Source organism: Amycolatopsis sp. NPDC023774, from assembly GCF_040639695.1.
Lineage (GTDB): Bacteria > Actinomycetota > Actinomycetes > Mycobacteriales > Pseudonocardiaceae > Amycolatopsis.
Window position 1 is genome coordinate 1 of record NZ_JBFAAJ010000036.1, and the last position, 21,407, is coordinate 21,407.

Below are 21,407 nucleotides of genomic sequence, written 5' to 3' on the forward strand. Positions count from 1 at the left end.
ATCTCCGGCACGAAGAAGCTGCCGAAGGCCACCGCCGTCAAGCGCACCACCACGGCGACCGCCTCGCGCGCCACCACGACGACGCGTGCGACCGCGGCGACCGGCACGCGTGCGGCTGCCTCGCGGACCACGGCGACCCGCCCGGCCACCACGCGCTCCACCACGACGCGCACCCGCGCCACCGCTGCGAAGCCGGCTGCCGCCACGAAGGCTGCCGCCGCCAAGCCGGCCGCGACGCGTGCGAAGGCTGCCACCACCAAGGCTGCCGCCGCGAAGCCGGCTGCCAAGGCGACGGCGACCAAGGCCGCTGCCGCGAAGCCCGCTGCGGCCAAGCCGGCTGCGAAGAAGGCCGCTGCCAAGCCGGCCGCCAAGCGCACCAGCGCTGCGAAGAAGAAGTAACACCACCCCGGCGCTCGCGCCAGGACGTGCACTTCACGGCAGGGCCCCCTCCCACCTCGGGAGGGGGCCCTGCCGCATGTGTGGGGTAGTTCCGGTCGAGTTGGGTGCGATGTTGGACATCGGGTCTCACTGGCTTGGGGATTGCGGGAAATGCTCGGCTGGGCAGGGGATCGATGCGGCTGCCTGGTTCGGTCGCCCGGTTTGGCCGGCGGTGCCGGTGCGCATGCGTTGGCCTGCGGGATCGACACGCCGCACAGGAAAAATGGGGCCCTTGGATCTCGCAGCACGGAACAGCGGACAAGAACGCGCTGCCCGGTGAGGCGCGAGCTCGCCACGAACAGCGCGGCCGCCCACGGTGGTGCAACAGTGTGGCCAGGCATCGGGTTGGGCCTGAGTACTCTCGGAGGGTGGCTGCGAAGCAGCGTAATGCGGGGCAGGCAACCGCTGGGCACCCACGCGCCTGCGGTAGATCACTGCGGCGCACAAGCTCCACTCACTGCCGGAGGCGGCGCCGCAGAATGCGGGACTCGCAATTAACTTCCAGCTTTCGATCAGCGGAATCGCCGTGGACCCCCCAACGGTGAGACCCCGATCGCGGGGCGGCAGCTCTGCCGTACGGAGGCTGTCGGGACGCGAAACTTGCCCAGGAACTGAGGGCGGCATCGCGCTTGCCTCGGACTTTGATCCACCGAAAGCCTGGGGCGCGACGCACCGGAAGTGGTGTGTGACCTCCATGTTCATGCTTGCCGGCCTACGCGAGGTGGGGAACGGCTTGGTCGGGCGATGGGTTTCGAAGTTGTCTTCGCGCGTCTGGCGCCGGAGGGGTTGTGCCGAAACGCCGGGTGGCTGCGGTGGGCTGGGGGGATGGTGCGCCGTCTGCGTGTTCACGCTTGCCGTCCTACGTGAGGTGGGGAACGGTTTGGTCGGGCGGTGGGTTTCGAAGTTGTCTTCGCGCGTCTGGCGCCGGAGGGGTTGTGCCGAAACGCCGGGTGGCTGCGGTGGGCTGGGGGGATGGTGCGCCATCTGCATGTTCATGCTCGCCGGCCTACGCGAGGTTGCGAACCGCATGGCCTGGCGGCGCGGGTTCCGCCGCTGTTCTTTCGCGTCTGACGGGCGGGCTGGGCGGAACGGCTGGATGGTTTGGGTGCGGCGCGCTGGGAATGGTGCGCTACCTGCGTGTTTGGCTCGGGGCGCGAGGTTGCGCGCGTGGCCGGGGGTAGGGTGCCGCCGCCGTCGTCTCGCGTTTGTCGGGGAGCGGTTGTGCCGGAACGGCGAGGTTGGGTGTGTGCCGGGATCAGTGAGCGGCCCGCGCGGGGTTGGGGAGGGGTGCTGCCGCGGAGCTCTCTTGCCTCTCTGGAGTGGTGCGGTCCTGTGCTGGAATGACCGGGGCCGCTGTGGTGCAGTGCGCAGGGAATGGAGCGCTCCCTGGTCGCCCGCGCGCCCGGCTTGCGTCAGGTCAGGTACTGCGCGGTGGAGCGGTGGGGTGCTGCCGCGGGCCTCCCTTGCCTGCGGGGAGTGAGCGTGGTCCTGAGTCGGGATGACGGGGACGGGAGCGGTGCGGCGCGCTGGAAATGTGGTGTTACCTGCGTGTTCGTGGTCTCGGTCCGTGTGGGGTTGGGTAAATCGTGGTGAGGCGGCCCAGGCGGGCTTCCCGCGTCTCTCCGGAGGCTGGCCGTGGGTGTGGAGCAGGAATAGCTGAGGCCGCTCGAGGCGTGCGGGAGACGAGGGTTTGGTCTGTGGCCATGGTGGTGCGGTAGAAGGGCGGGATCGCCAAACCAAGCGAAGTCTGCCGCAGCTCGAGAGAAGTGGCGTGGAGCTCGGTGTTCTCCCCGGGCCGCAGCGTGGCCGGGAGGACCGGTGTTACGGTACGGCCCACGGACCCAGCCGCACGTTGTCGTGTCTGCGGTGGGCGTAGTGCGGCGGAACCGACCGACGGCTGCGGTCGCCGCGGAGTGGGCAGCCGGGGTCGTCGAGGTGGATCGGCTGCGGGGCAACGCATCCGGGGCCGGGGTTGCAGACGTGGTCTGGAGCTGCGGATTCAATTCCCAACGCGAAGCTGAGAGGCTCACCCGAACGGTTGTCGCCGCAAGGAGTCCCGGCCCCGGGAGCGGCGCTGGAGCGACGACGACCGCAGGGCGGCGAAGCGATTCGACGGCGGCAAGACAGATCGCCATGTCGAGCCTGAGCGCCTCTACCGACGGCACCAAGCCGGTAGGCGGGGTGAAAAATCAACTCCGACCCCACCCTTGATCGGCCGTTCGGGCGGACTTGTGTACCCATCGCCGGCAACCCCGGGCGGGAATAGCCATCTCTATAGAATCCCCGCCAAGACACCCCTCGAATAGTTACCTGCCCACTTTTCGAGGCCATTCGAACACCGCCATTCCCCGAAACGCGGAAGGCCTCCCCGCGGCCGCGGACAGCCGGCGGGGAGGCCGAACAGAAGAACTGCGTCAGCGCCGCGAAGGGGCGGGTGCGGGCAACGGCGTCGGGTAGTAGTCCGCGCTGGCGAGGCGCGGGCCGACGTCGCCGGCCGGCGGGAGGAAGGAAAGGACCCAGAGGGAGCCCTTTTTGCTGGGCACGACGCCTCCGCGGGCGGCGGCGAGCTCGGTGCCGTCGCGATCGGCCAGCGCGCTGATCAGGTCCGGAATCACGCCGCCCTGGCTGGCGATCAAGGGGGTGCCCCCGCCGCCGGCGATGGCGAGGAAGCGGGCGATCCCGAGAACCGGGTCGGGCCAGTAGCCCTCTTCCGACAGCAGGTTCTCGTGGCGCACGTCGACGCCCAGGTCCTCCGCGACGCCTTTTACGGTCTGCACGCAGCGAAGCCGCGGAGCCGAGAAGACGCGAGTCGGGCCGAAGCAGGGCAGCAATACCCGCAGGGCTTCGGCCTGACGCTGGCCGGCGTCGGACAGGGGGCGCAGGTCGTCGTCGCCGGTCCAGTCGTCGCGTTTGCCCGCCTTGCCGTGGCGGACGAGCAGCACGGTGATCAGCGACACCGGCAGCGCGCAGAACTCGCGCAGCACGCGCACGTCCGCGTCACGCGTGAGGAGCCGCTCGGCCGAGACCGCGTCGAGCCAGCGCAGCTCGTCGACCTCGTCGTTGGCCAGGAAAGTCCCCGACCCGGCTTCGCCGCTGAAGTAGTCGACGGTCTTCTTCAGCACGCCACCGCCGCCGCGGGCGGGCACGTCGTACGCGCTCTGGGCGACATGGCGCCCCAGCACCACGCGGTAGCCGGTTTCCTCCCGCACCTCCCGAACTGCGGTGGCGGCGAGGGTCTCCCCCGGATCGACCTTGCCCTTCGGCAATGACCAGTCGTCGTAACGAGGCCGGTGCACCACGGCCACTTCGAACCCGTCGCCGGCGCGGCGCCACAGCACCGCACCGGCTGCGCGGACGTCCACGCTCATCCGGCGGCCCCGTGCAGCTTCGCGAGCTCCACCTGGTGGTCGCGCACCTGTGAACCGGCGCCGGGAGAGGGCTGCCACTCGCCGCTGGCAGTGAGGACCCAGCACCGGGTGGTCGGGTCGAGCGCCGAGTCGAGCACGGCGTCGAGCTGCTGCGTGAGCTTCGTGTCCTTCACGCGCACCAGCGCTTCGATACGGCGATCGAGGTTGCGGTGCATCATGTCGGCGCTGCCGATCCAGTGCGTGCCGCCCGCGCGGAAGTGGAACACGCGCGAGTGCTCCAGGAATCGCCCGAGGATCGAGCGGACGCGGATGTTCTCCGACAGCCCCTCGACACCCGGCTTCAGCGCACAGATCCCACGCACCACCACATCGACGGGCACCCCGGCCTGCGAAGCGTGGTACAGCGCGTCGATCACCTGCTCGTCGACGAGCGAGTTGCACTTGATCCGGATCCCGGCGTCCTGCCCGGCGCGCGCGAGCTCGATCTCCTCGCCGATCGCGCGCACGATGCCGCGGCGGATGCCGTGGGGCGACGTGAGGATCGTGCGGTAGGTGTCCTGCCGTGAGTAGCCGGTGAGCACGTTGAACAGGTCGGTCACGTCGGCGCCGATGCTCGGGTCGGCGGTGAAGAGGCCGATGTCCTCGTAGAGGCGCGCGGTCTTCGGGTTGTAGTTGCCGGTGCCGATGTGGCAGTAGCGCCGGATGGTCGAGCCTTCCTGGCGCACGATCATCGACACCTTGCAGTGGGTTTTGAGCCCGACGAGGCCGTAGACCACGTGCACGCCCGCGCGCTCCAGCGTGCGCGCCCACGTGATGTTGGCCTGCTCGTCGAAGCGCGCCTTGATCTCGACCAGCGCGACGACCTGCTTGCCGGCCTCGGCGGCGTCGATCAGCGCGTCGACGATCGGGGAGTCGCCCGACGTGCGGTAGAGCGTCTGCTTGATCGCCAGCACCTTCGAGTCGGCCGCGGCCTGCTCGATGAAGCGCTGCACGCTCGTGGAGAACGAGTCGTACGGGTGGTGCACCAGCACGTCGCCCTCGCGCAGGGTCGCGAACACGCTCTTGGGCGTCTCGCGCTCGCCGAACGCGGGGTGCGTCGCCGGCACGAACGGCCGGTCCTTGAGCTCCTTGCGGTCCACACCGGACAGCTGGTGCAGGCAGGTCAAATCGAGCAGGCCCGGCACCTCGACGACGTCGGCCGGGTCCACCTCGAGCTCACGCAGGAGCAGCTCGAGCATGTGCTCGCTCATGTCCTCCGCGACCTCGAGCCGCACGGGCGGGCCGAAGCGCCGCTGCGCGAGCTCGCGCTCCAAGGCCTGCAGGAGGTCCTCGTCGCGGTCTTCCTCGACCTCGAAGTCGGCGTTTCGGGTGACGCGAAACACGTGGTGCTCTGTCACCTCCATGCCGGTGAACAGCTCGCCCAGGTGCGCGGCGATCAGTTCCTCCAGAGGCAGGAACGTGGCCGTGCGGCTGGCGCGTTCGGTCTCCACACGCATGAGGCGCGGCACGTTGCTCGGCACCTTCACGCGGGCGAAGCGCTCCGTGCCGCCCTGCGGGTCGCGCACCGTCACCGCGAGGTTGAGCGACAGGCCCGAGATGTACGGGAACGGGTGCGCCGGGTCGACGGCCAGCGGCGTGAGCACCGGGAAGATCTGCTCCGAGAAGTAGCTCGACAGGCGCAGCTGATCGGCGCCGGCGAGGTCCGCCCAGCCGACGAGCTGGATGTCCTGCTTCGCGAGCTCCGGGCGCAGGTGGTTCTCGAACGCGCCGATATGGCGCTCCACCAGGTCCTGGTTGCGCTTGGCGATGTAGTCCAGTTGCTCGCGCGGGGTGAGGCCGTCGGCACTGCGCACGGACAGGCCGGTGTCGTCGCGGCGCTTCAGGCCGGCCACCCGAACCATGTAGAACTCGTCCAAATTGGACGCGAAGATGGCGAGGAACTTCGCCCGCTCCAGCAGCGGCTGCGATTCGTCCTCGGCGAGGGCGAGCACCCGCGCGTTGAAGTCGAGCCAGGACAGCTCGCGGTTGAAGTACCGGTCGTCGGGCAGCGTCTCGACGGCGGTCGGCACGCTCGAGGTGACAGCGGGCGGAGCCGAGGGCACGCCGCGGAAATCTTCGCCCGAGGCGTCGAGTGCGGCCGTGGTGCGCCGGGCCGCGGGCCGGGCGGTCTCCGTGGCGGCGACGGCCGTGGCCGCGGTGGTCTTGCGGGCCCGCGAGGTTTTCACCGGCGCGGTTTTCGGCTCGCCCTTGGCGGTCTTGACCTTGCCGGCGGCGTTGGTACCCGCCTTGGCCGCGGTCGCGCGGGCGGCCGTCGTCACCGCGTCCGCGGAAGCGACACTCTTGATCGGCGGCGTCTTCTTCGCTGCGCTGGTGTGTCGTGCGGGGCTTCCAGGCGCCTCAGCTTTCGCCGCGCTGGCCCTGCGCCGCCGGGCGGGCTGTCCGTTCCGGGCGGGTGTGCTGGCGTCGTCTGTGCTCACGACGCCCATTGTTCACTACGAAGCAGCAGTTTGCGCAGACCGCGGTGAAGGTCAAATGAACACCGTCAGCCCAACCGGATGGTTTCCTCGGGCAGCAGAGCCGCCGTGTGTTTGCCGACGCCGAGCGCGCGCACGTGCTCGAGATCGTCCGAAGTGTCCACGTCGCTGCGCAACGACACCATCGCCCCGGCCAGCGGGACGGCTCCGGAGTCGGTATGCCGCTGGGCGGAACCGGCGCCGAACCGCGGGTCGAGCGGAGCGCCGGGAGCCGACAGCAGCAGCGTGGTGCCCGTGCCCTGGTGGTCGGCGACGAACGCGCGCCGCCCGGCTGCCTCGGCCAGCGCGTCGGCGAAATCGCCCGCGCGCAGCGCCGGCAAGTCGGCCTGCAGAGCACCGACGATGCCGCCCGGTTCGCCGTCGCGCAGCAGAGCCGCACCGTGACGCAGTGCTTCGTTCAGCCCGCCGTCGCCCGGTTCGGTCACCAGCTCCACGCCGAGACCGGCCAGCTCGGACACCGCAGCCGGGTCCGCGGCCACGACGAGCACGCGCCGCACGCCGGCCACCGAGGTGACGGCCGCCAGCGTGTCGTACGCCAGCGCCAGCACCAGCTCGGCGTGTTCCGCTGAGACCACCGCGCCACGTAGCCGCGACTTGCCCACGCGGGGGTGTTTCAACGGCACGACCAGGTCCACGTCCACCTGTCCATCTTTACCCGAAAGCTCCGCGGTGTGTGGTGAGCGCACCCTCCCTGGACTGCGTGAACCCCGGCGCGGCAGGATCTGCCGGAGTGGATCGTTCAGAGGAGGAGACTTGGCACGGCGTGAGAAGGGCGGCTTCTGGGTGGGGTTGGCCGCGTTCGTGTTCTACCCGCTGACCCGCATCGGGAAGCGGTCGTACATCGGCGCGGAGAAGATTCCGCGGCAGGGCCCGGCGGTGCTCGTGCTGAACCACATCTCCCACTTCGACCCGGTGGTGGACGCGGTGTTCGTGCACCGCCAGAAGCGCGTGCCGCGGTTCTTCCTCAAGGACAGCTTGCTCAAGGTCCCGGTCCTCGGGAAGATCGCGACCGCGTCGGGCCAGATCCCGGTGTCGCGCAACTCCAGCGCGGCGGGCGACAGCCTCCGGGCCGCGCACGAGGCGCTGGCCGAGGGCAAGGTCGTCGTGATCTACCCCGAGGGCACGATCACGAAGGACCCGGCCGGCTGGCTCAAGGAGTCGTTCACCGGTGTCGCGCGGCTGGCGCTGCAGAACGACGCGCCGGTGATCCCGATCGCGCGCTGGGGCACCAACCAGATCTACAACGGCTACACGAAGAAGTTCACGCCGTTCCCGCGCAAGACCGTGACGCACCTGGTCGGCGATCCGCTGGACCTGTCAGCTTACGAGAACGCGAACCCGCGCAGCGCCGCGACGCTGCGTGAGGTGACCAAGCTGATGATGGACGAGGTCACCCGGCTGCTCGCCGAGATCCGCCAGGAGGAGCCGCCCGTGAAGAAGCCGGAGGACGGCGCCTGATGGCCGCCTTCGCCACCGACGTCCAGCGGGTGACGGTGCTCGGCGCCGGCTCGTGGGGCACGGCGTTCGCCAAGGTCCTCGGCGACGCCGGCCGCGACGTGACCATGTGGGCGCGCCGCGAGTCGGTCGCCGAGGAGATCACGACGCGGCATTCGAACGAGTCCTACCTGCCCGGCACCCGGCTGCCCGAGCGCATCACGGCGACGGCCGATCCGGCGGCCGCGCTCGACGGGGCGCAGGCCGTGGTCCTTGGCGTGCCGAGCCAGAGCCTGCGGAAGAACCTCACGGCGTGGCAGCCGCTGCTGCCGTCCGAGGCCATCCTCGTGAGCCTCGCCAAGGGCGTGGAGCTGGGCACGCTGAAGCGGATGAGCGAGGTGATCGCCGAGCTGGCGAAGGTCGACGCGGGCGAGATCGTGGTCGTCTCCGGGCCGAACCTGGCCCGGGAGATCGCCGCTGCGCAACCGGCCGCGGCGGTGCTCGCGTGTGCGGACCACGAACGCGCGGTGGCGATCCAGCGGGCGAGCTCGAACCAGTACTTCCGCCCGTACACCAACACCGACGTGGTGGGCTGCGAGCTCGGCGGCGCGTGCAAGAACGTGATCGCGCTCAGCTGCGGCATGGCCGCGGGCCTCGGCCTCGGCGCCAACACGATGGCGACGCTGATCACCCGCGGCCTCGCGGAGATGGCACGCCTGGGCACGAAGCTCGGCGCCGACCCGCTCACGTTCGCGGGCCTCGCGGGCGTCGGCGACCTGGTGGCCACGTGCTCGTCGCCGCTGTCGCGCAACCGCACCTTCGGTGAACGGCTGGGCCGCGGCGACACGCTGGATCAGGCGCAGGCCGCCACCGGCGGGCAGGTCGCCGAGGGGGTCACGTCGTGCTCGTCGATCCGCGAGCTGGCGCGCAGCCTGGGCGTGGACATGCCGATCACCGACGCGATGCACCGCGTGTGTCACGAAGGTGTGGACCCGCGTCAGGCCGGCGCGGAGCTGCTGGGGCGCTCGCAGAAGCACGAGTGGAGCTGATCTCCCAGGGGCTGGGAAGCGGTTGACCGCCGGGGCCGGCGCTGGTTCGCTGTCGGCGTGACGATGTGCCTGATGACTGTGCGGCCGGGGTCCTGTGACCTCCGCCCGGTCATGCCGTCGTGTCGCTGTTGTCGGTGAACCCAGCCCCGGCCCAGCTCTTCCCCCCTTTCTCCTGCGAGGAACGACCATGTTCGCCGTCCCGGACAACACCCTGCTGCGTCCTGAGAACCCCGCCCTGCGCCACCCCGTGCGCGTCGCCCTCGAGGTGGCCGCCGACCGCGATCGCTGGGCGAACCTCCTGCGCTACGACCCCGACGAGCGCTTCTCCGCGCTCGTGGAACGCGGCGACGGCCAGGAGGTCTGGCTGCTGAGCTGGCTTCCCGGCCAGCACACCGACCTGCACGACCACGAGTTCTCGACCGGCGCGTTCACGGTCGTCCAGGGGCGGCTGACCGAGACCGTCGCGCGCCGTTCTCGCGACGGCCGCGCGGTCACCGTGGTGCACGCGCCGGCCGCCGGGCAGTCGCGCGTGTTCGGGCCCGGGTACGTGCACGAGGTGCGCAACGACGGCCCGGACCCGGCGATCAGCGTGCACGTCTACCGCGACGGGCCGCGCGCCATGCGCCCGTACCACCTGGATCCGCTGGGTGGTCCGGTCCGGGACTGAGGTCTCAGCGGTCCAGGTCGCCGCGCAGGCGGAACTCCCGCTCGACGCGTTCGCGGGAGGCGTCGGTGGCGAGCAGGATCTGGAGCAGGACGCGGGCTTTGCGCGGGTCGAGCCAGCCGGCCATCGTCGCGCCGAGGCGGATGAGGCTCGACTCGGAGCCGTGGAAACCGTAGGTGCCGCGGAATGTGGTGCCCGCGCCGGTGCGTGAGGCGATGACGATCGGCACCTTCGCCTCGGCGATCATGTCCGCGGTCCCGCGTGAAACGTGGCCGACGCCGTTGGCCGCGATGACCACCCCTCGCGCACCGCCGTCGAGCACGAGGGTGAGCAGTTCGCCGGAATCCGCGATGCCCGCTTCCAGCAACGGAACCAGCCCCGAGAAGTCCGTGCTGTCCACCGGGACGGCGGCCGGACGTCCGCCGGCCGGCTGGAAGTAGTGCACGGAGCGTTCCGCGACGAGTCCGAGCGGTCCCACCGGGTTCGAGGAAAACGCTTCGAGGTGGCTCGCGTGTGCCTTGCGCACCCAGCGCGCCGAATGCACGTCGTCGTTGAACGCCACCAGCGCACCGCGCTCGCGGCTGCGGGGTTCGGCCGCGACGGTCAGCGCCGCCAGGAGGTTCGCGGGACCGTCCGCGCTCGGCAGGCTCGGGTTGCGCATCGCCCCGGTGACGACCACCGGCACATCGTGGGGCCAGGTCAGCTCGAAGAAGTACGCCGTCTCCTCGAGGGTGTCCGTGCCTTGCACCACGACGAGGCCCGACGCGCCCGCCGCCACCTGCTTCAGACCCCATTCGCGCGTCCGCAGCAGCGTCTCGTAGTCCATCGACGCGCTGGAGATGCCGGCGAGCGTGGCCGCCGTGACGTCCATCGACAGGTCGGCACCGAGGTCGCCGAGCAGGTCCTCGGCGGTCAGCCGCGGTACCACCCCGGCTTCGATCGAGCGGCCGGGGGCCATGGAGATGGTGCCGCCCAGCGCGGCGACAGCGACAAGAGCACGAGTCATGCCCGCACTCTAGGAAACCTTCGTCGCTTGCAGGGTGTAGCTCGCCGCGAGGCGCCGCGGGTTCTCGCGCAGCCGCCATTCGCCGCCGTCGACCTGGTGCATTTCGTGCGGCAGCGCGTTCCACGGCACAGTGTCGTGTTCGGTGAACGCGGTGAGCGTGAGGCCGTTCTGCAGCAGCGCCGTGATGATTTCGCCCAGCGAGTGGTTCCACGAGTGCGTGGTGGTTTGGGTGAGCGGACCGTCGGTGTCGACGTAGGTGGTGTCGTTGTCCCACACGAGCGGTTCGGCGTGCTCGAAGTAGTCGTATTTGGGCCACGCGCGCTCGGCTTCGTCGTCGAGCCCCCACAGCATCGGGTGGCTTTCGCGCAGGAACAACCGCCCGCCGGGGCTCAGCAAGCGAGCCACGACCGTGGCCCACTCGGCGATCCTCGGCAGCCAGCACAGCGCGCCGACACCGGTGTAGACGAGGTCGAACGCGCCTTCGCCGAACACGTCGACGGCGTCGTAGGTGTTGGCCTCGTGGTAGTCGATCTCCGCGCCGACGCTGTCCGCGAGCTTGCGCGCTTCCGCCAGCGAGCCGGGGGAAAGATCGAGGCCGGACATCCGGGCGCCCAGGCGGGACAAGGAAAGCGTGTCCGTGCCGATGTGGCACTGCAGGTGCACGCCGCGCAGCCCGGTGACGTCGCCGAGGCGCGGGAGGTCGAACCGCACGACGTCGCTGAGGTACTCGGCGTCGGTGCGGAAGCGCTCGAAGCCGTAGTACTCGGACTTCGCGTGCACTGCCGCGCGCTCGTCCCAGTTGGCGCGGTTGAGCTCGAACGAGTCGGTCACTTCGCCGCCTTCTCGGCCTTGCTGCGCAGCACGCAGAACTCGTTGCCTTCCGGATCGCGCAGCACGGCCCAGCCGGTGCCGTCGGCGTTGCGCTGGTCGTCGAACATCGTCGCGCCGGCGGCGAGCAGGCGCTCGACCTCGGCGTCGCGCGGGCCTTCGGGCGTGAGGCACAAGTGCACGCGGTTCTTCACGGTCTTGGTCTCGGGCCACGCGGATGAACAGCAGCGTGCCACCGTGGTCGAGCTCGATGCCGACCTCCGGGTCGCCCGGCTCGTCCTCCTCGGCGACCGGCCGGCCGAGGACGACGCTCCAGAACTGGGCCAGCGCATACGGGTCGGCGCAGTCGAAGGTGGTGTTCTCGACGATCGACGGCATCTGCTCCCCTTGCTCGGTCGGTCTGGCCGCAGTCTGCCCGAAAAGACCGGTCTCGCGCGAGCGGTTTCGCCGACGTCAGCGGGGAAGCCGACGACCGGCGCGGGCGTGCCGCCGGACGTGCTGCGTGCCAGGACGATCGCGCCCGGTGCCGGCACGAGCCGCAGATCCGACGATGAGCTCGAGCCGTTTATCCACACCACCCGGCTGGTCGGCGCGCTGCCGTCGAAGCTCTGCACAACCAGGGTCAAATCGCGCCGGTGTCCTGGCACACGCGCAGGTACGTGTGCGGGGTGGTGGCGTCGGCCGAGCGCACGGGGCAGGCGCCGAGGTCGATCGGGTGTGGTGCCGGTGCCGGGATCGAGGGCCTCGGCGGACGTGTTTTCCTGTTCGATCACGGGAATCGGTCCTACGTTCGTCCGCACCCACCGCGACGCGTCCGGCCGGTTCAGCAGCAGGCCGGTCTCGGTGTCGAGCAGGCCGTCGAGGACCGAGCCGGGTGAAGCGGCGCGGCCGACGAGCCGCAGCCACACCACTGCGCCGCCGGTGGTGGTGGCCGGGGAGATGTCGAGTCGTTCGCCGTCGGGCCGGTGGTCTCGACCACGTGGCGCCAGCGTTCGCGACCGGTCACCTCGTCGAGCGCGAGGAGTCCTGCGGAACGGCCGCACTCCAGCGCGGCCAGCACCACCGTCCGGGCTTGCGCGGGCAACGTGTAGGGGTTCAGGCACCCGGCCGGCGCGGACCAGTGGCAGAGCTCGTCGCCGGTCCGGATGTCGTAGCCGACGTACGCGTCGTCGTGGATGGTCAAAATCCTGGTGCCCACCAGGATCCCCCCGGTCTCGACCAGAACCGACGCCACCACGCGGCCGAAGCGCGCGGTGCCGGTGTCGGCGTCGAGGACGACCACCAGGTCGTTGCTGCGGTCGGTCTTCGACGCGAACGCGGCCACGACCGTCCGCTGGTCGGCGGACGCGAGGAGCACGCGGACGTGCGCGCCCGGCCGGGCGTAGGACCAGTCGCGGCTGCCGTCGAGACCGTCGAGCGCCGTCACCGAACCCGTCGGCGGCCGCGACGACGACCCCGTGCCCGGCGGCGGCGATCGCGCACACGTCGCCCGGTGGCTGCCAGCACCACTGCCGGCCGCCGGGCTTCTCGGCCACCGGTTCGGGGGCCCGGTCCGGCACGGCGCGGGTCGCGCTCGCGGTGGCGGCGCGCTCCGCGGCGAACGACGCCGCCACCCCGGCGGCCGGCACGACGACGACGGCCACCAGCACGCCAATGGGACGGATCCGCCACGGCGTGGAGTCGAGCAACCCGACCGCCACCCCCACCGCACCCACGGCGAGCACCGGGGTGTCCAGGCCGGGCACGCCGCCCCGCACGTCGAGCACCAGCCGCACCACGGTGGCTATGGCGGTGGCGACCCCGAGAACCGCCGCCGCGACCCGAACCTTGCGCGACCGCGCCGGCCCCAACGCCGCGGCGACGACCGCCCCGGCGACAAACCACAGCAGCCCCACGCCGCTCGCTCTCGTCGCGCCCCCCGACAAGAACGGCGCGACCACCACGCACACCACACCGGCAACCGTCGTCAACCGCAGCACGCTCAGGACGACGCAGCTCGCCGGCTCGCGTTTCACCGCCGCCGTGAACATCCGGTGACAACGAAATCACGTCTGCGCCGGTCGGAATCTCACCAAGTGCACTGTGGACACTCGGGTCAGGCGAGAGCCAGCCCGGGGGAGCGGTGGACGCGCCGCTGGGCGTCGACAATCAGCACGTCACAGCCGGGTTGTCCGGCCACCCAGGCGATCCCGTCGCCGCCGAGGGCGAACGTGGCGGTGGCCAGCGCGTCGGCGTGCGTGAGGTCTTCCGCGACGACGGTGACGCTCAGCAGCCCGGTGGCGGGCAGGCCGGTGCGGCCGTCGAGCACGTGGGCGCCGCGTTCATCCGCGGCCGAGGTGGCGACGGCGCCGTCGCGGGAGGCGACCACGGCGCACACCGCTTCGGGCTGTTCGGGGTGGCGGATGCCGACGCGCCACGGCCGTCCGGGCTCCGGTTCCCCCGCGGTGACGACGTCGCCGCCGGCGTTGAGGCAGAACCGCCGGGCGCCGGGCGCGTGGAGGCGAAGTGGCGGAGCTGCGGACGGCGTTCAACGTGATGCTCACGCACATCGAGTCGTCACTCGCCGCTCGGACGGCCGCCAACGAGCGCCTTCGCCGTTTCGTGGCCGACGCGTCACACGAACTGCGTACGCCGCTCACCTCGATCCGGGGTTACTCCGAGCTTTTCCGGTACGCGGCGGCGAACGAACCCGAGGACCGTGAGGCGCACCTGGCGAAGATCCGCGAAGAGACGGCGCGGATGAGCGTGCTCGTCGACGATCTGGTGCTGCTCGCGCGCCTCGACGCCCACGACGCGGAGCCGCCGGTGCGGCCCGCACGGGTGGACGTCGTCCCGGTTGCCGAGGCCGCCGCGGACGCGTTCCGGGCGGGGCGGCCGTCGCATCCGCTGGAGGTTTCGCTGGGTGCTTCGGCGGTCTTCGCCGACGCGGATCCCGTGCGGCTACGGCAGGTTTTCGACGACCTGCGGGCAAACGCGGCGGTGCACACGCCGTCGGGGACTTCGGTGCGGCTGTCGGTCAGCGTTCTGGATTCCGGCGCGGTGATCCGGGTGGCGGACGCCGGGCCGGGGATCGCGCCGGAGGATCAGCAGCGGATCTTCGATCGGTTCTTCCGCGTCGACAACTCGCGCACGCGGTCGGCGGGTGGCACCGGTCTGGGCCTGTCCGTAGCGCACTCGCTGGTGGTGGAACACGGCGGCACGGTGGAGGTCGCGAGTCGGCCGGGCCGGACCGTGTTCACCGTGCGGCTGCCTCTGGCCGGGTGACGCGTCCGGCGACGTGGTCGGGAACGCTCCAGCCGGTGGGCAGGTCGGCCGACGGCTCGGGGTCGCCGAAGACGGTTTTCACCGGGAGGACACCGGCCCAGGCTTCGTTGGCGCTCACGTCCTCCGGCTCGTCGCCAGGGCCTTCGGCGCGCAGCTTCACCGAGGCCTCGGCGAGGTCGAGCGCGAGGACGGAGACCGCGGCGAACTCCTTCGCGTTCACGCCGCGCGCGTGGTCCCAGGAACCGGGGGACAGGTGGTCGGTGAGCACGCGCAGGGCGTGGAGCTTCTCGTCGCGGGCGGTGATGAGGCGCGCGCGGCCGAGGATGACGGCGCTGCGGTAGTTCATGGAGTGGTTGTTGACCGAGCGGGCGTAGACGATGCCGTCGAGCAGCGTGACGGTGACGCAGACGTCCAGGTCCTGCGCCGCGGTGCGCAGACTGGCCGCGCCCGTGGAACCATGCAGGTAGAGCGTGTCGCCGTCGCGCCCGTAACCGGTGGGCAGCACGAGCGGCGCGCCGTCGCGGACGAGGCCGAGGTGGCAGATCAGGGCCTCGTCGAGCACGGCGTGCAGCGTCGCGCGGTCGATGGCCGCGCGGTTCTTCTTGCGGCCGAGGGTCGTGCGGGGGGTCGGCGAGAGGCTGGTCATGTCCGCAGTGTCGCGCGGGTGAGTGGACGTGTTGAACGGCCACTTCTTCTACACTTGTGAAGTCCACTTTCTCGGTTCGGGAGGTTTTGTGTCGTACGCCGACACCGCGCTGCCGGTGAGCCTCGAGCGGGAAGCGAGCACCCCGCTGGCCGTGCAGCTGGCCGACGCCCTGCGCGAGGCCGCCGCGAGCGGGCACCTGCGTGGTGGCGACCGGCTGCCGTCCACGCGCGCGCTGGCCGAGCGGCTCGGGGTTTCGCGCACGGTGACCTCGGCCGCGTACGAGCAGCTGCACGCCGAAGGCTGGATCGCCGGGCGCCACGGCTCCGGCACGTACGTGACGACACCGCCGACGCGCGCGGCCGCGTCGGTGTCTCCCGCGGGACCGCTCGCGCCGGAACCCGAGACAGCGCCCGTGCTCGACCTGACGCCGGGCACGCCGTGGGCGGCCGGTCTGGACCGCGCAGCCTGGCGCCGAGCCTGGCGAGCGGCGGCCGACCCCGAGCCATTGGTCCGCGCCCACCGCGCCGGCCTGCCCGAGTACCGCGCGGCCGTTTCGGAACACCTGTTGCGGCACCGCGGTCTGGCCGCCGGCTCGGTCCTGGCGACGGGTGGGACCACCGCCGCGGTCGTGGAGCTCGCCGCCGCGGTACTGCGGCGCGGCGCGGTGGTGGCGTTCGAGGAGCCGGGTTACCAGCGGGCCGTGCAGGCGTTCCGGTCCGCCGGGCTGACGGTGGTGGGCGTGCCGGTCGACGAGGAGGGTCTCCGTCCCGACGCGATCCCCCCCGGCGCGCGGGCGGTCTACTGTTCGCCGGCGCACCAGTACCCGATGGGCAGCCGCATGAGCGCGGCGCGCCGCGTGGAGCTCGTGGAACGCGCCCGGGCCGACGGCATGCTCGTCATCGAGGACGACTACGACGGCGAGCTCCGGTTCGACGTCGCCCCGCTGCCCATGCTGGCCGCCCTCGCGCCCGACGTCGTCGTCCACCTGGGGACGACGAGCAAGATCCTCACGCCCACACTGGGCGCCGGCTGGCTCGTCGCGCCCGCCTCGGTCACCGAGGCCGTGCTCGCCTACCGCGACCTCACCGGCACGCGCCCCTCGCCGGCCGGCCAGCGCGTGCTGGTGGAGCTCGCACGCCACGGCGACCTGGGCCGCCACCTGCGCAAACTCCGCCGCGAACTCGCCGAACGCCGCTCTCTGCTGTCGGCGGCCCTCGCGTCAGCCTCCATCCCCGTCCTCGGCGACGACGCCGGTGCCCACCTCGTCGTCCCGTTTGCGTCCGCCGCGCAGGAAACCTGCTGCCTGGCCGAGGCCGAACGCCAGGGCATCCGCCTCGACGGGCTGGCGCGCCACTTCGCGGGTACCCCCACGGTGCACGGGGTGGCGCTCGGGTACGCGGGCTGCTCGCGGGAGGCGTTGGTGAGTGCGCTGCCGGCTTTGGTGGGTTTGCTTCGCTGACCGGTCGTGCCGGGGGCTTGCCGCGGCGCCCGCCGCGCCGCGCGAGTGGTCCAGTAGTACCTCGGTCGTCGCGTTCGGTGCCGTGGGGCGCGCTTGCGAGGTTCTCTTGGCGCCGCCGGCCACCGGCGGATTCGCTCGGTTGATCGCAACGGTGTCGCTGCTTCGCCTGTGGCGATGAGCGGCGTGCTGCGCGAGTGGTCCGGTGGCACCTCGGTCATCGCGCTCGGCGCCGTGGGGCGCGCTCGCGAGGCTACGTCGCCGCTGGCGGCGGGTTTGCTCGCTGATCGCAAGTGTGGCGCTGCTTCGTCCGTGGCGGCGAGCGGCGCGCTGCGCAAGCCCTCCGGCGGCGCCGCAGCCGCTCGGCTTCGGCGCGGGCCCCGGTCGACCGCCGCCCATACGGCTCGGTCTGTGCTCTCCGAGTCGCGGCGCGTTGCCACGGTGCTGCCGACCCTGCCGCGCCGTGCGGCCGATGTGCTCGACCGCGGGCGTGCCGACTCGGGCAGTGAGCGTCGTTCAGCGCGAGCGACCCCACGGTGACTCGTGTGCCGCGCGACCGGTCCACTCGGGCAACTCCTCGGGAGGCGTCCGTCACGGCCCGAGTGCGCGTGGCCCGGACGCATCCCGCGTCGAACAAGCAGCTGATCATGGCCGGCCCGCACCCATCGCTCCCGCCCGCGGACGGGCCCGGGGAGCCGTCGCAACGCCGGGTGCGCGCCGTTCGCCGTGGTCACCCGGTACGGTGAGCGACCATGAGTGCTGAGAAGATCCGCGTGGCGGTCGTGTTCGGCGGGCGCAGCAGCGAGCACACCATCTCGTGCCTGTCGGCGGGCAGCGTGATCGCGAACCTGGATCCGGAGCGCTACGAGGTGCTCCCCGTGGGCATCACCCCGCAGGGTGGCTGGGTGCTCGGCACCGGCGACCCGAAGGAACTGAGCATCCAGGGCCGCGAGCTGCCGACCGTGGAGTCCGGCCGCGCGCTCGTGCTGGCGGGCGACCCGACCAGCCGCGAGTTGCGCACGGTCGATCCCGGGCAGGCGACCGAGGTGCTCGGCACCGTCGACGTGGTCTTCCCCGTGCTGCACGGCGCGTTCGGCGAGGACGGCACCATCCAGGGCCTGCTCGAAATGGCCGACATCCCGTACGTGGGCCCGGGCGTGCTGGCCAGCGCCGCCGCCATGGACAAGGAGTACGCGAAGAAGCTCCTCGCCGCGGAGGGACTGCCGGTGGGCACGTACGCGGCGCTCCGCCGTGGACAGTCCACTTTGGCCCAGGGTGACCGGGAACGGTTGGGGCTGCCCGTTTTCGTGAAGCCCTCGCGTGCGGGCTCGTCCGTGGGCATATCGCGCGTCACCGACTGGTCCGATGTGGACGCCGCCATCGAGCTGGCCCGCCGCACCGACCCGAAGGTGCTCGTGGAGGCCGCCGTGGCCGGGCGCGAGGTCGAGTGCGGCGTGCTGGAGTTCCCCGACGGCCGCGTGGAAGCCTCGTTGCCGGCGGAGATCCGCGTGCTCGCCGAAGGCGAGGACGCCTGGTACGACTTCGAGACCAAGTACCTGGGTGAAGACGCCGAGCTGGACATCCCGGCCAAGCTCGACGACGCTCTCACCGACCGCCTTCGCACCATGGCCGTCGAGGCGTTCCGCGCGCTCGACTGCCAGGGCTTGGCCCGCGTCGACTTCTTCGTCACCGACGCCGGTGACCTCGTGATCAACGAGGTCAACACCATGCCCGGTTTCACCACTAAGTCCGCCTACCCGAAGATGTGGGAGGTCACGGGCGTCGACTACCGCACACTCCTGTCGACTCTCATCGACACCGCCATCGCCCGCGGCACCGGCCTTCGCTGACGCGGCACAGGGTCACCCACCTGGGTGACCCTGTGCGTTCGCGTGATCAGGGGATCGATTTACCCAGTGCGAGCAACGCAGCCGACGTCAGGAACGTGTAGAGCGACGTGATGGTCAGGATTCCGCCGAGCACTTTGCCGGGCAGTTTGCTGTAGGCCGTGGCCGCCACCGCGAGGAACGCGACCAGCCACACCACGAGGATCGAGTGCAGCATCCAGCTGCCGTCGAAGAACTTCCACCACAACAGCGGCACCACGGCCACCGCCACGGCCAGGTTGCCGACCGGCCGGAGGTCCAGGCCCCGCACGAGAGTCACCCCCAGCGTGGTGAAGAACGTGCCGTAGAACGTGACGATTCCGGCCAACGGGACGCCCGTCGCGGGCGGCGCCGTCGCGATGATCACGGCGGCTTGCAGGAGGTCCACGATGCCGGCGAGCAGCGTCACCCAGCCGACCGTGGTCAGTGGATGCGGACCGTCCTCGATGGGTTTGGCGCCGATCCCGAGAAATGCCAAGCCGTTCAACCAAACGGCGAGTCCCGAGACGACGAAAATCACGGTTATCGGCGGCACCGGTGATTTCTTTCCGAGGCGGAATTCGGTGCGCGACAGGTCCACTCGGCGCACCGCGGGTCGAAAGACCGAGGGGTACAACGAGAAGAAAATAAACCTCCTTACATTCCCGGCCGGATATCACGAAGAATTTCACCGGCGCGTCATTTCCCGATGATGTCGCTCGGAACAACTTGGTGTTTCCATTGTTTCGAAAACGTGAACGGCCGCAGAAAAGGACCGCACCACAACCGCCGAGTTCGCGTCGGCGTTCGTCGGGGCCTTCGTGGGTGCCGTCTGCCTCGGCAAGCTCGCCGATCAGCTCGGCCGGCGCCGCGCCTTCCTGCTGACGCTCGGCCTGTACTCGGTTTTCACGCTGCTCGGCGCGTTCAGCACCGACGTCTGGATGCTCGTGGTCTGCCGCTTCATCGCCGGCATCGGCATCGGCGCGGAACTCCCCGTCGCGGACGCCTACCTCGCCGACCTGCTGCCCGCGCGCGCCCGCGGCCGCGCCACCGCGTGGGCGTACACGCTCGGCTTCTGCGGCGTGCCCGCCGCCGGGTTCCTCGCGCGGGCGCTGGCCGGCCATTCGCCGCTCGGCGTCGATGGCTGGCGCTGGCTGTTCGTGATCGGCGCGCTCGGCGCGGCCGTCGTGTGGGGCCTGCGGTTCACGTTGCCGGAGTCGCCCCGCTGGCTCGCCGCTCGCGGGCGAGAAGCTGAAGCCGACGAGATCGTGCGCAAGCTCGAAGCCTCGGCGCCGCACCCGCTCCCGGAACCCGCGCTCGAACCGCCCGCACCGGAACCCGTGCGGTTCTCCGCTCTCCTGCGCAAGCCGTGGGCGCGGCGCACCTCGATGCTCTACATCTTCCAGCTGCTGCAAGCGTTCGGCTACTACGGCTTCGGCTCGCTCGTGCCGATCGTGCTGGCCGCCAAGGGGTTCGGCCTCGTGAACTCGCTGACGTTCAGCGCGCTCACGTTCCTCGGCTACCCGATCGGCTCCGCGCTGTCGATCCCCGTCATCGAACAGATCGAGCGCAAGTGGCTGATCGTCGTGAGCGCGGCGGCGATGGCCGTGTTCGGGCTCGGGTTCGGCTACTCGACGGCCGGCGTGTCGATCGCGGTGTTCGGCTTCTGCTACACCGCCGCCAGCAACGTGTTCTCCAACGCGTTCCACACCTACCAGGGCGAGCTGTTCCCGACGTCGCTGCGCGGCACGGCCGCCGGTTCGGCCTACGCGCTCTCCCGCCTGGCCACCGCCGCGATGCCGTTCATCCTGCTGCCGATCCTGCAGGCGCAGGGTGCCACCAGGATGTTCACCGTGGTGGCGGTCGCGATGGTGGTGCTGATCGTCGACGTCGCCGTTCTGGGGCCCCGCACCACGGGCGACTCGCTGGAGGAGATCGCCGCCCGGACGGTCAGAACGTCAGAGGTTTGACCGGCAGCTTCGCGTTGACGGTGTCCGACACCGTCTGCAGCGGACCGGTGCCGGCCGAGTCGGGGACGGTCAAGGCGACGTAGACGGCGCGGTCCACCACGTACCAGGTGGCCGCGGCGTCTTCGGTGACCTGCAGCCACTGCACGCCGTTCACCACGCGCAGCTGCGCGGTGGGGGTGAGCTCCGGCGGCCGGTCGAGCCCGCACCGCAGCACGATCGCGTCCCCGTCACCCCAGGCGACGGTGGCCTTCGGCGCGGGCTGGGCGAGTGTGCGCCGAGCGAGGTCCTGGCCGTTGGACTTCAAGGTCGCGGGCAGCGCGTCGACGATCGTCGTGCACGCCTGCGTGGTCGCCTGAGGGGCGGGAACGGCGACGAGGGGGAGCGGTCCGTTCGCCGCGTCCTCGCCGCTGAGCGCCGTTTTCTTCGTCACCGCGAAGACGGCGACCACTACGGCCAGCGCGACCACGAGCACGGCCGCGACCACGAGAACCATCCGCGGGGGTGCGCCGGTGTCGGAATCTGCCACCCCCGAAGTGCACCACGTCTCAGAGGTGGACCACCGGGCAGGTCAGGGTCCGCGTGATGCCTTCCACGTTCTGCACCTTCGCGACCACGAGCTGGCCCAGCTGGTCCACGGTGTCCGCGGTCGCGCGCACGATGACGTCGTAGGGACCGGTGACATCCTCCGAGCTGGTGACGCCGGGCACCCCGGAGATCTCCGCCGCCACCGCGGCCGCCTTGCCGACCTCAGTCTGGATGAGGATGTATGCGTGGACCACGGCGTGCCCTTTCGTCGGTAGCGATCGAGTCGAGGTAGGAACGGTGTAGGCAAGGTATCGCCAGCCCCGGGAAAAACCTAGGGGATCCGACTGTCGGTGTTCGAGG

General features: G+C 71.1%; 17 protein-coding genes and 4 pseudogenes. 8 read left to right on the forward strand and 13 right to left on the reverse strand.

What is annotated here, in order from left to right; translation table 11 throughout:
• The 4 genes from AB0F91_RS40415 to cofC all read right to left on the reverse strand — a co-directional run.
• The coding region (locus AB0F91_RS40415) for a hypothetical protein (protein WP_360606665.1) at nt 1-371 on the reverse strand (371 nt) is incomplete at its 3' end.
• Nucleotides 372-2,852: 2,481 nt separating this feature from the next.
• A complete protein-coding gene (locus AB0F91_RS40420; RefSeq protein WP_360606667.1) occupies nt 2,853-3,806 on the reverse strand; it encodes an NUDIX hydrolase in 954 nt (317 codons plus the stop codon).
• Nucleotides 3,803-6,292 (reverse strand): RNA degradosome polyphosphate kinase, encoded by a 2,490-nt coding sequence (locus AB0F91_RS40425; RefSeq protein ID WP_360606669.1) that lies wholly within the window; start codon nt 6,290-6,292, stop codon nt 3,803-3,805. The genes AB0F91_RS40420 and AB0F91_RS40425 overlap by 4 nt, the downstream gene beginning before the upstream one ends.
• A 56-nt stretch (nt 6,293-6,348) precedes the next feature.
• On the reverse strand, nt 6,349-6,981 hold the full coding sequence (cofC, locus tag AB0F91_RS40430) for a 2-phospho-L-lactate guanylyltransferase (protein ID WP_360606671.1): 633 nt from the start codon (nt 6,979-6,981) through the stop codon (nt 6,349-6,351).
• Between the two features lie 112 nt (nt 6,982-7,093).
• Here cofC and AB0F91_RS40435 point away from each other — a divergent pair, with 112 nt between their 5' ends.
• The 3 genes from AB0F91_RS40435 to AB0F91_RS40445 all read left to right on the forward strand — a co-directional run bounded on the left by AB0F91_RS40435 (nt 7,094) and on the right by AB0F91_RS40445 (nt 9,490).
• A complete protein-coding gene (locus AB0F91_RS40435) occupies nt 7,094-7,798 on the forward strand; it encodes a lysophospholipid acyltransferase family protein (protein ID WP_360606673.1) in 705 nt (234 codons plus the stop codon).
• Nucleotides 7,798-8,823, forward strand: a complete 1,026-nt coding sequence (locus AB0F91_RS40440; RefSeq protein WP_360606675.1) for an NAD(P)H-dependent glycerol-3-phosphate dehydrogenase — start codon at nt 7,798-7,800, stop codon at nt 8,821-8,823. Before AB0F91_RS40435 ends, AB0F91_RS40440 begins: the two co-directional genes overlap by 1 nt.
• Nucleotides 8,824-9,010: 187 nt before the next feature.
• Nucleotides 9,011-9,490, forward strand: a complete 480-nt coding sequence (locus tag AB0F91_RS40445; RefSeq protein WP_360606677.1) for a cysteine dioxygenase family protein — start codon at nt 9,011-9,013, stop codon at nt 9,488-9,490.
• A gap of 4 nt (nt 9,491-9,494) precedes the next feature.
• On the opposite strand, the gene AB0F91_RS40450 is transcribed toward AB0F91_RS40445, so the two are convergent.
• The 4 genes and pseudogenes from AB0F91_RS40450 to AB0F91_RS40465 form a co-directional block, all read right to left on the reverse strand.
• On the reverse strand, nt 9,495-10,493 hold the full coding sequence (locus AB0F91_RS40450) for an asparaginase (RefSeq protein ID WP_360606679.1): 999 nt from the start codon (nt 10,491-10,493) through the stop codon (nt 9,495-9,497).
• 9 nt (nt 10,494-10,502) lie between these two features.
• Nucleotides 10,503-11,324, reverse strand: a complete 822-nt coding sequence (locus AB0F91_RS40455; RefSeq protein ID WP_360606681.1) for a class I SAM-dependent methyltransferase — start codon at nt 11,322-11,324, stop codon at nt 10,503-10,505.
• Between the two features lie 86 nt (nt 11,325-11,410).
• Nucleotides 11,411-11,699: pseudogene (locus AB0F91_RS40460) on the reverse strand (VOC family protein); the annotation flags it as partial.
• Between the two features lie 445 nt (nt 11,700-12,144).
• Nucleotides 12,145-12,747: a PQQ-binding-like beta-propeller repeat protein gene (locus AB0F91_RS40465; RefSeq protein WP_360606683.1), complete on the reverse strand. Its 603-nt coding sequence runs from the start codon at nt 12,745-12,747 to the stop codon at nt 12,145-12,147.
• Between the two features lie 152 nt (nt 12,748-12,899).
• On the opposite strand from AB0F91_RS40465, the gene AB0F91_RS40470 reads away from it, so the two are divergent.
• Entirely contained in the window at nt 12,900-13,358 is a 459-nt protein-coding gene (locus AB0F91_RS40470; RefSeq protein ID WP_360606685.1) for a hypothetical protein, read from the forward strand.
• 58 nt (nt 13,359-13,416) lie between these two features.
• On the opposite strand, the pseudogene AB0F91_RS40475 reads toward AB0F91_RS40470, so the two are convergent.
• Nucleotides 13,417-13,761 (reverse strand): annotated as a pseudogene (locus AB0F91_RS40475) (FAD:protein FMN transferase); the annotation flags it as partial.
• Nucleotides 13,762-13,823: 62 nt separating this feature from the next.
• Between AB0F91_RS40475 and AB0F91_RS40480 the strand changes: the two are divergent.
• A pseudogene (locus AB0F91_RS40480) lies at nt 13,824-14,585 on the forward strand (HAMP domain-containing sensor histidine kinase); the annotation flags it as partial.
• Here the strand turns inward: AB0F91_RS40480 and AB0F91_RS40485 are convergent.
• Complete coding sequence (locus AB0F91_RS40485) at nt 14,557-15,231, reverse strand: pyridoxamine 5'-phosphate oxidase family protein (RefSeq protein ID WP_360606686.1); 675 nt, start codon at nt 15,229-15,231, stop codon at nt 14,557-14,559. The pseudogene AB0F91_RS40480 and the gene AB0F91_RS40485 sit on opposite strands and share 29 nt — an antisense overlap.
• 88 nt (nt 15,232-15,319) lie before the next feature.
• Between AB0F91_RS40485 and AB0F91_RS40490 the strand changes: the two genes are divergently transcribed.
• Together AB0F91_RS40490 and AB0F91_RS40495 are read left to right on the forward strand one after the other, a co-directional pair.
• Nucleotides 15,320-16,690, forward strand: a complete 1,371-nt coding sequence (locus AB0F91_RS40490; protein ID WP_360606687.1) for a PLP-dependent aminotransferase family protein — start codon at nt 15,320-15,322, stop codon at nt 16,688-16,690.
• A 749-nt stretch (nt 16,691-17,439) separates the two neighbouring features.
• The gene (locus AB0F91_RS40495) at nt 17,440-18,537 is read left to right on the forward strand and encodes a D-alanine--D-alanine ligase family protein (RefSeq protein WP_360606689.1); all 1,098 of its coding nucleotides are present in this window, start codon (nt 17,440-17,442) and stop codon (nt 18,535-18,537) included.
• 46 nt (nt 18,538-18,583) lie between these two features.
• On the opposite strand, the gene AB0F91_RS40500 is transcribed toward AB0F91_RS40495, so the two are convergent.
• The gene (locus tag AB0F91_RS40500) at nt 18,584-19,051 is read right to left on the reverse strand and encodes a hypothetical protein (protein ID WP_360606691.1); all 468 of its coding nucleotides are present in this window, start codon (nt 19,049-19,051) and stop codon (nt 18,584-18,586) included.
• A gap of 289 nt (nt 19,052-19,340) precedes the next feature.
• On the opposite strand from AB0F91_RS40500, the pseudogene AB0F91_RS40505 reads away from it, so the two are divergent.
• Nucleotides 19,341-20,522 (forward strand): annotated as a pseudogene (locus tag AB0F91_RS40505) (MFS transporter); the annotation flags it as partial.
• On the opposite strand, the gene AB0F91_RS40510 reads toward AB0F91_RS40505, so the two are convergent.
• Nucleotides 20,503-21,048 carry a DUF3515 domain-containing protein gene (locus AB0F91_RS40510; RefSeq protein WP_360606693.1) on the reverse strand — a complete coding sequence of 182 codons (546 nt, stop codon included), beginning with the start codon at nt 21,046-21,048 and terminating at the stop codon, nt 20,503-20,505. The pseudogene AB0F91_RS40505 and the gene AB0F91_RS40510 overlap by 20 nt on opposite strands.
• A gap of 19 nt (nt 21,049-21,067) precedes the next feature.
• Nucleotides 21,068-21,301, reverse strand: a complete 234-nt coding sequence (locus AB0F91_RS40515) for an Lrp/AsnC ligand binding domain-containing protein (protein ID WP_285969653.1) — start codon at nt 21,299-21,301, stop codon at nt 21,068-21,070.
• Nucleotides 21,302-21,407 lie beyond the last annotated feature (106 nt).

Coding starts and splice junctions, on each gene's coding strand:
- AB0F91_RS40425 (WP_360606669.1), bottom strand. CDS start 6,292: ATGGGCGTCGTGAGCACAGACGACGCCAGCACACCCGCCCGGAACGGA.
- AB0F91_RS40485 (WP_360606686.1), bottom strand. CDS start 15,231: ATGACCAGCCTCTCGCCGACCCCCCGCACGACCCTCGGCCGCAAGAAG.
- AB0F91_RS40495 (WP_360606689.1), top strand. CDS start 17,440: ATGAGTGCTGAGAAGATCCGCGTGGCGGTCGTGTTCGGCGGGCGCAGC.
- AB0F91_RS40445 (WP_360606677.1), top strand. CDS start 9,011: ATGTTCGCCGTCCCGGACAACACCCTGCTGCGTCCTGAGAACCCCGCC.
- AB0F91_RS40440 (WP_360606675.1), top strand. CDS start 7,798: ATGGCCGCCTTCGCCACCGACGTCCAGCGGGTGACGGTGCTCGGCGCC.
- AB0F91_RS40420 (WP_360606667.1), bottom strand. CDS start 3,806: ATGAGCGTGGACGTCCGCGCAGCCGGTGCGGTGCTGTGGCGCCGCGCC.
- AB0F91_RS40450 (WP_360606679.1), bottom strand. CDS start 10,493: ATGACTCGTGCTCTTGTCGCTGTCGCCGCGCTGGGCGGCACCATCTCC.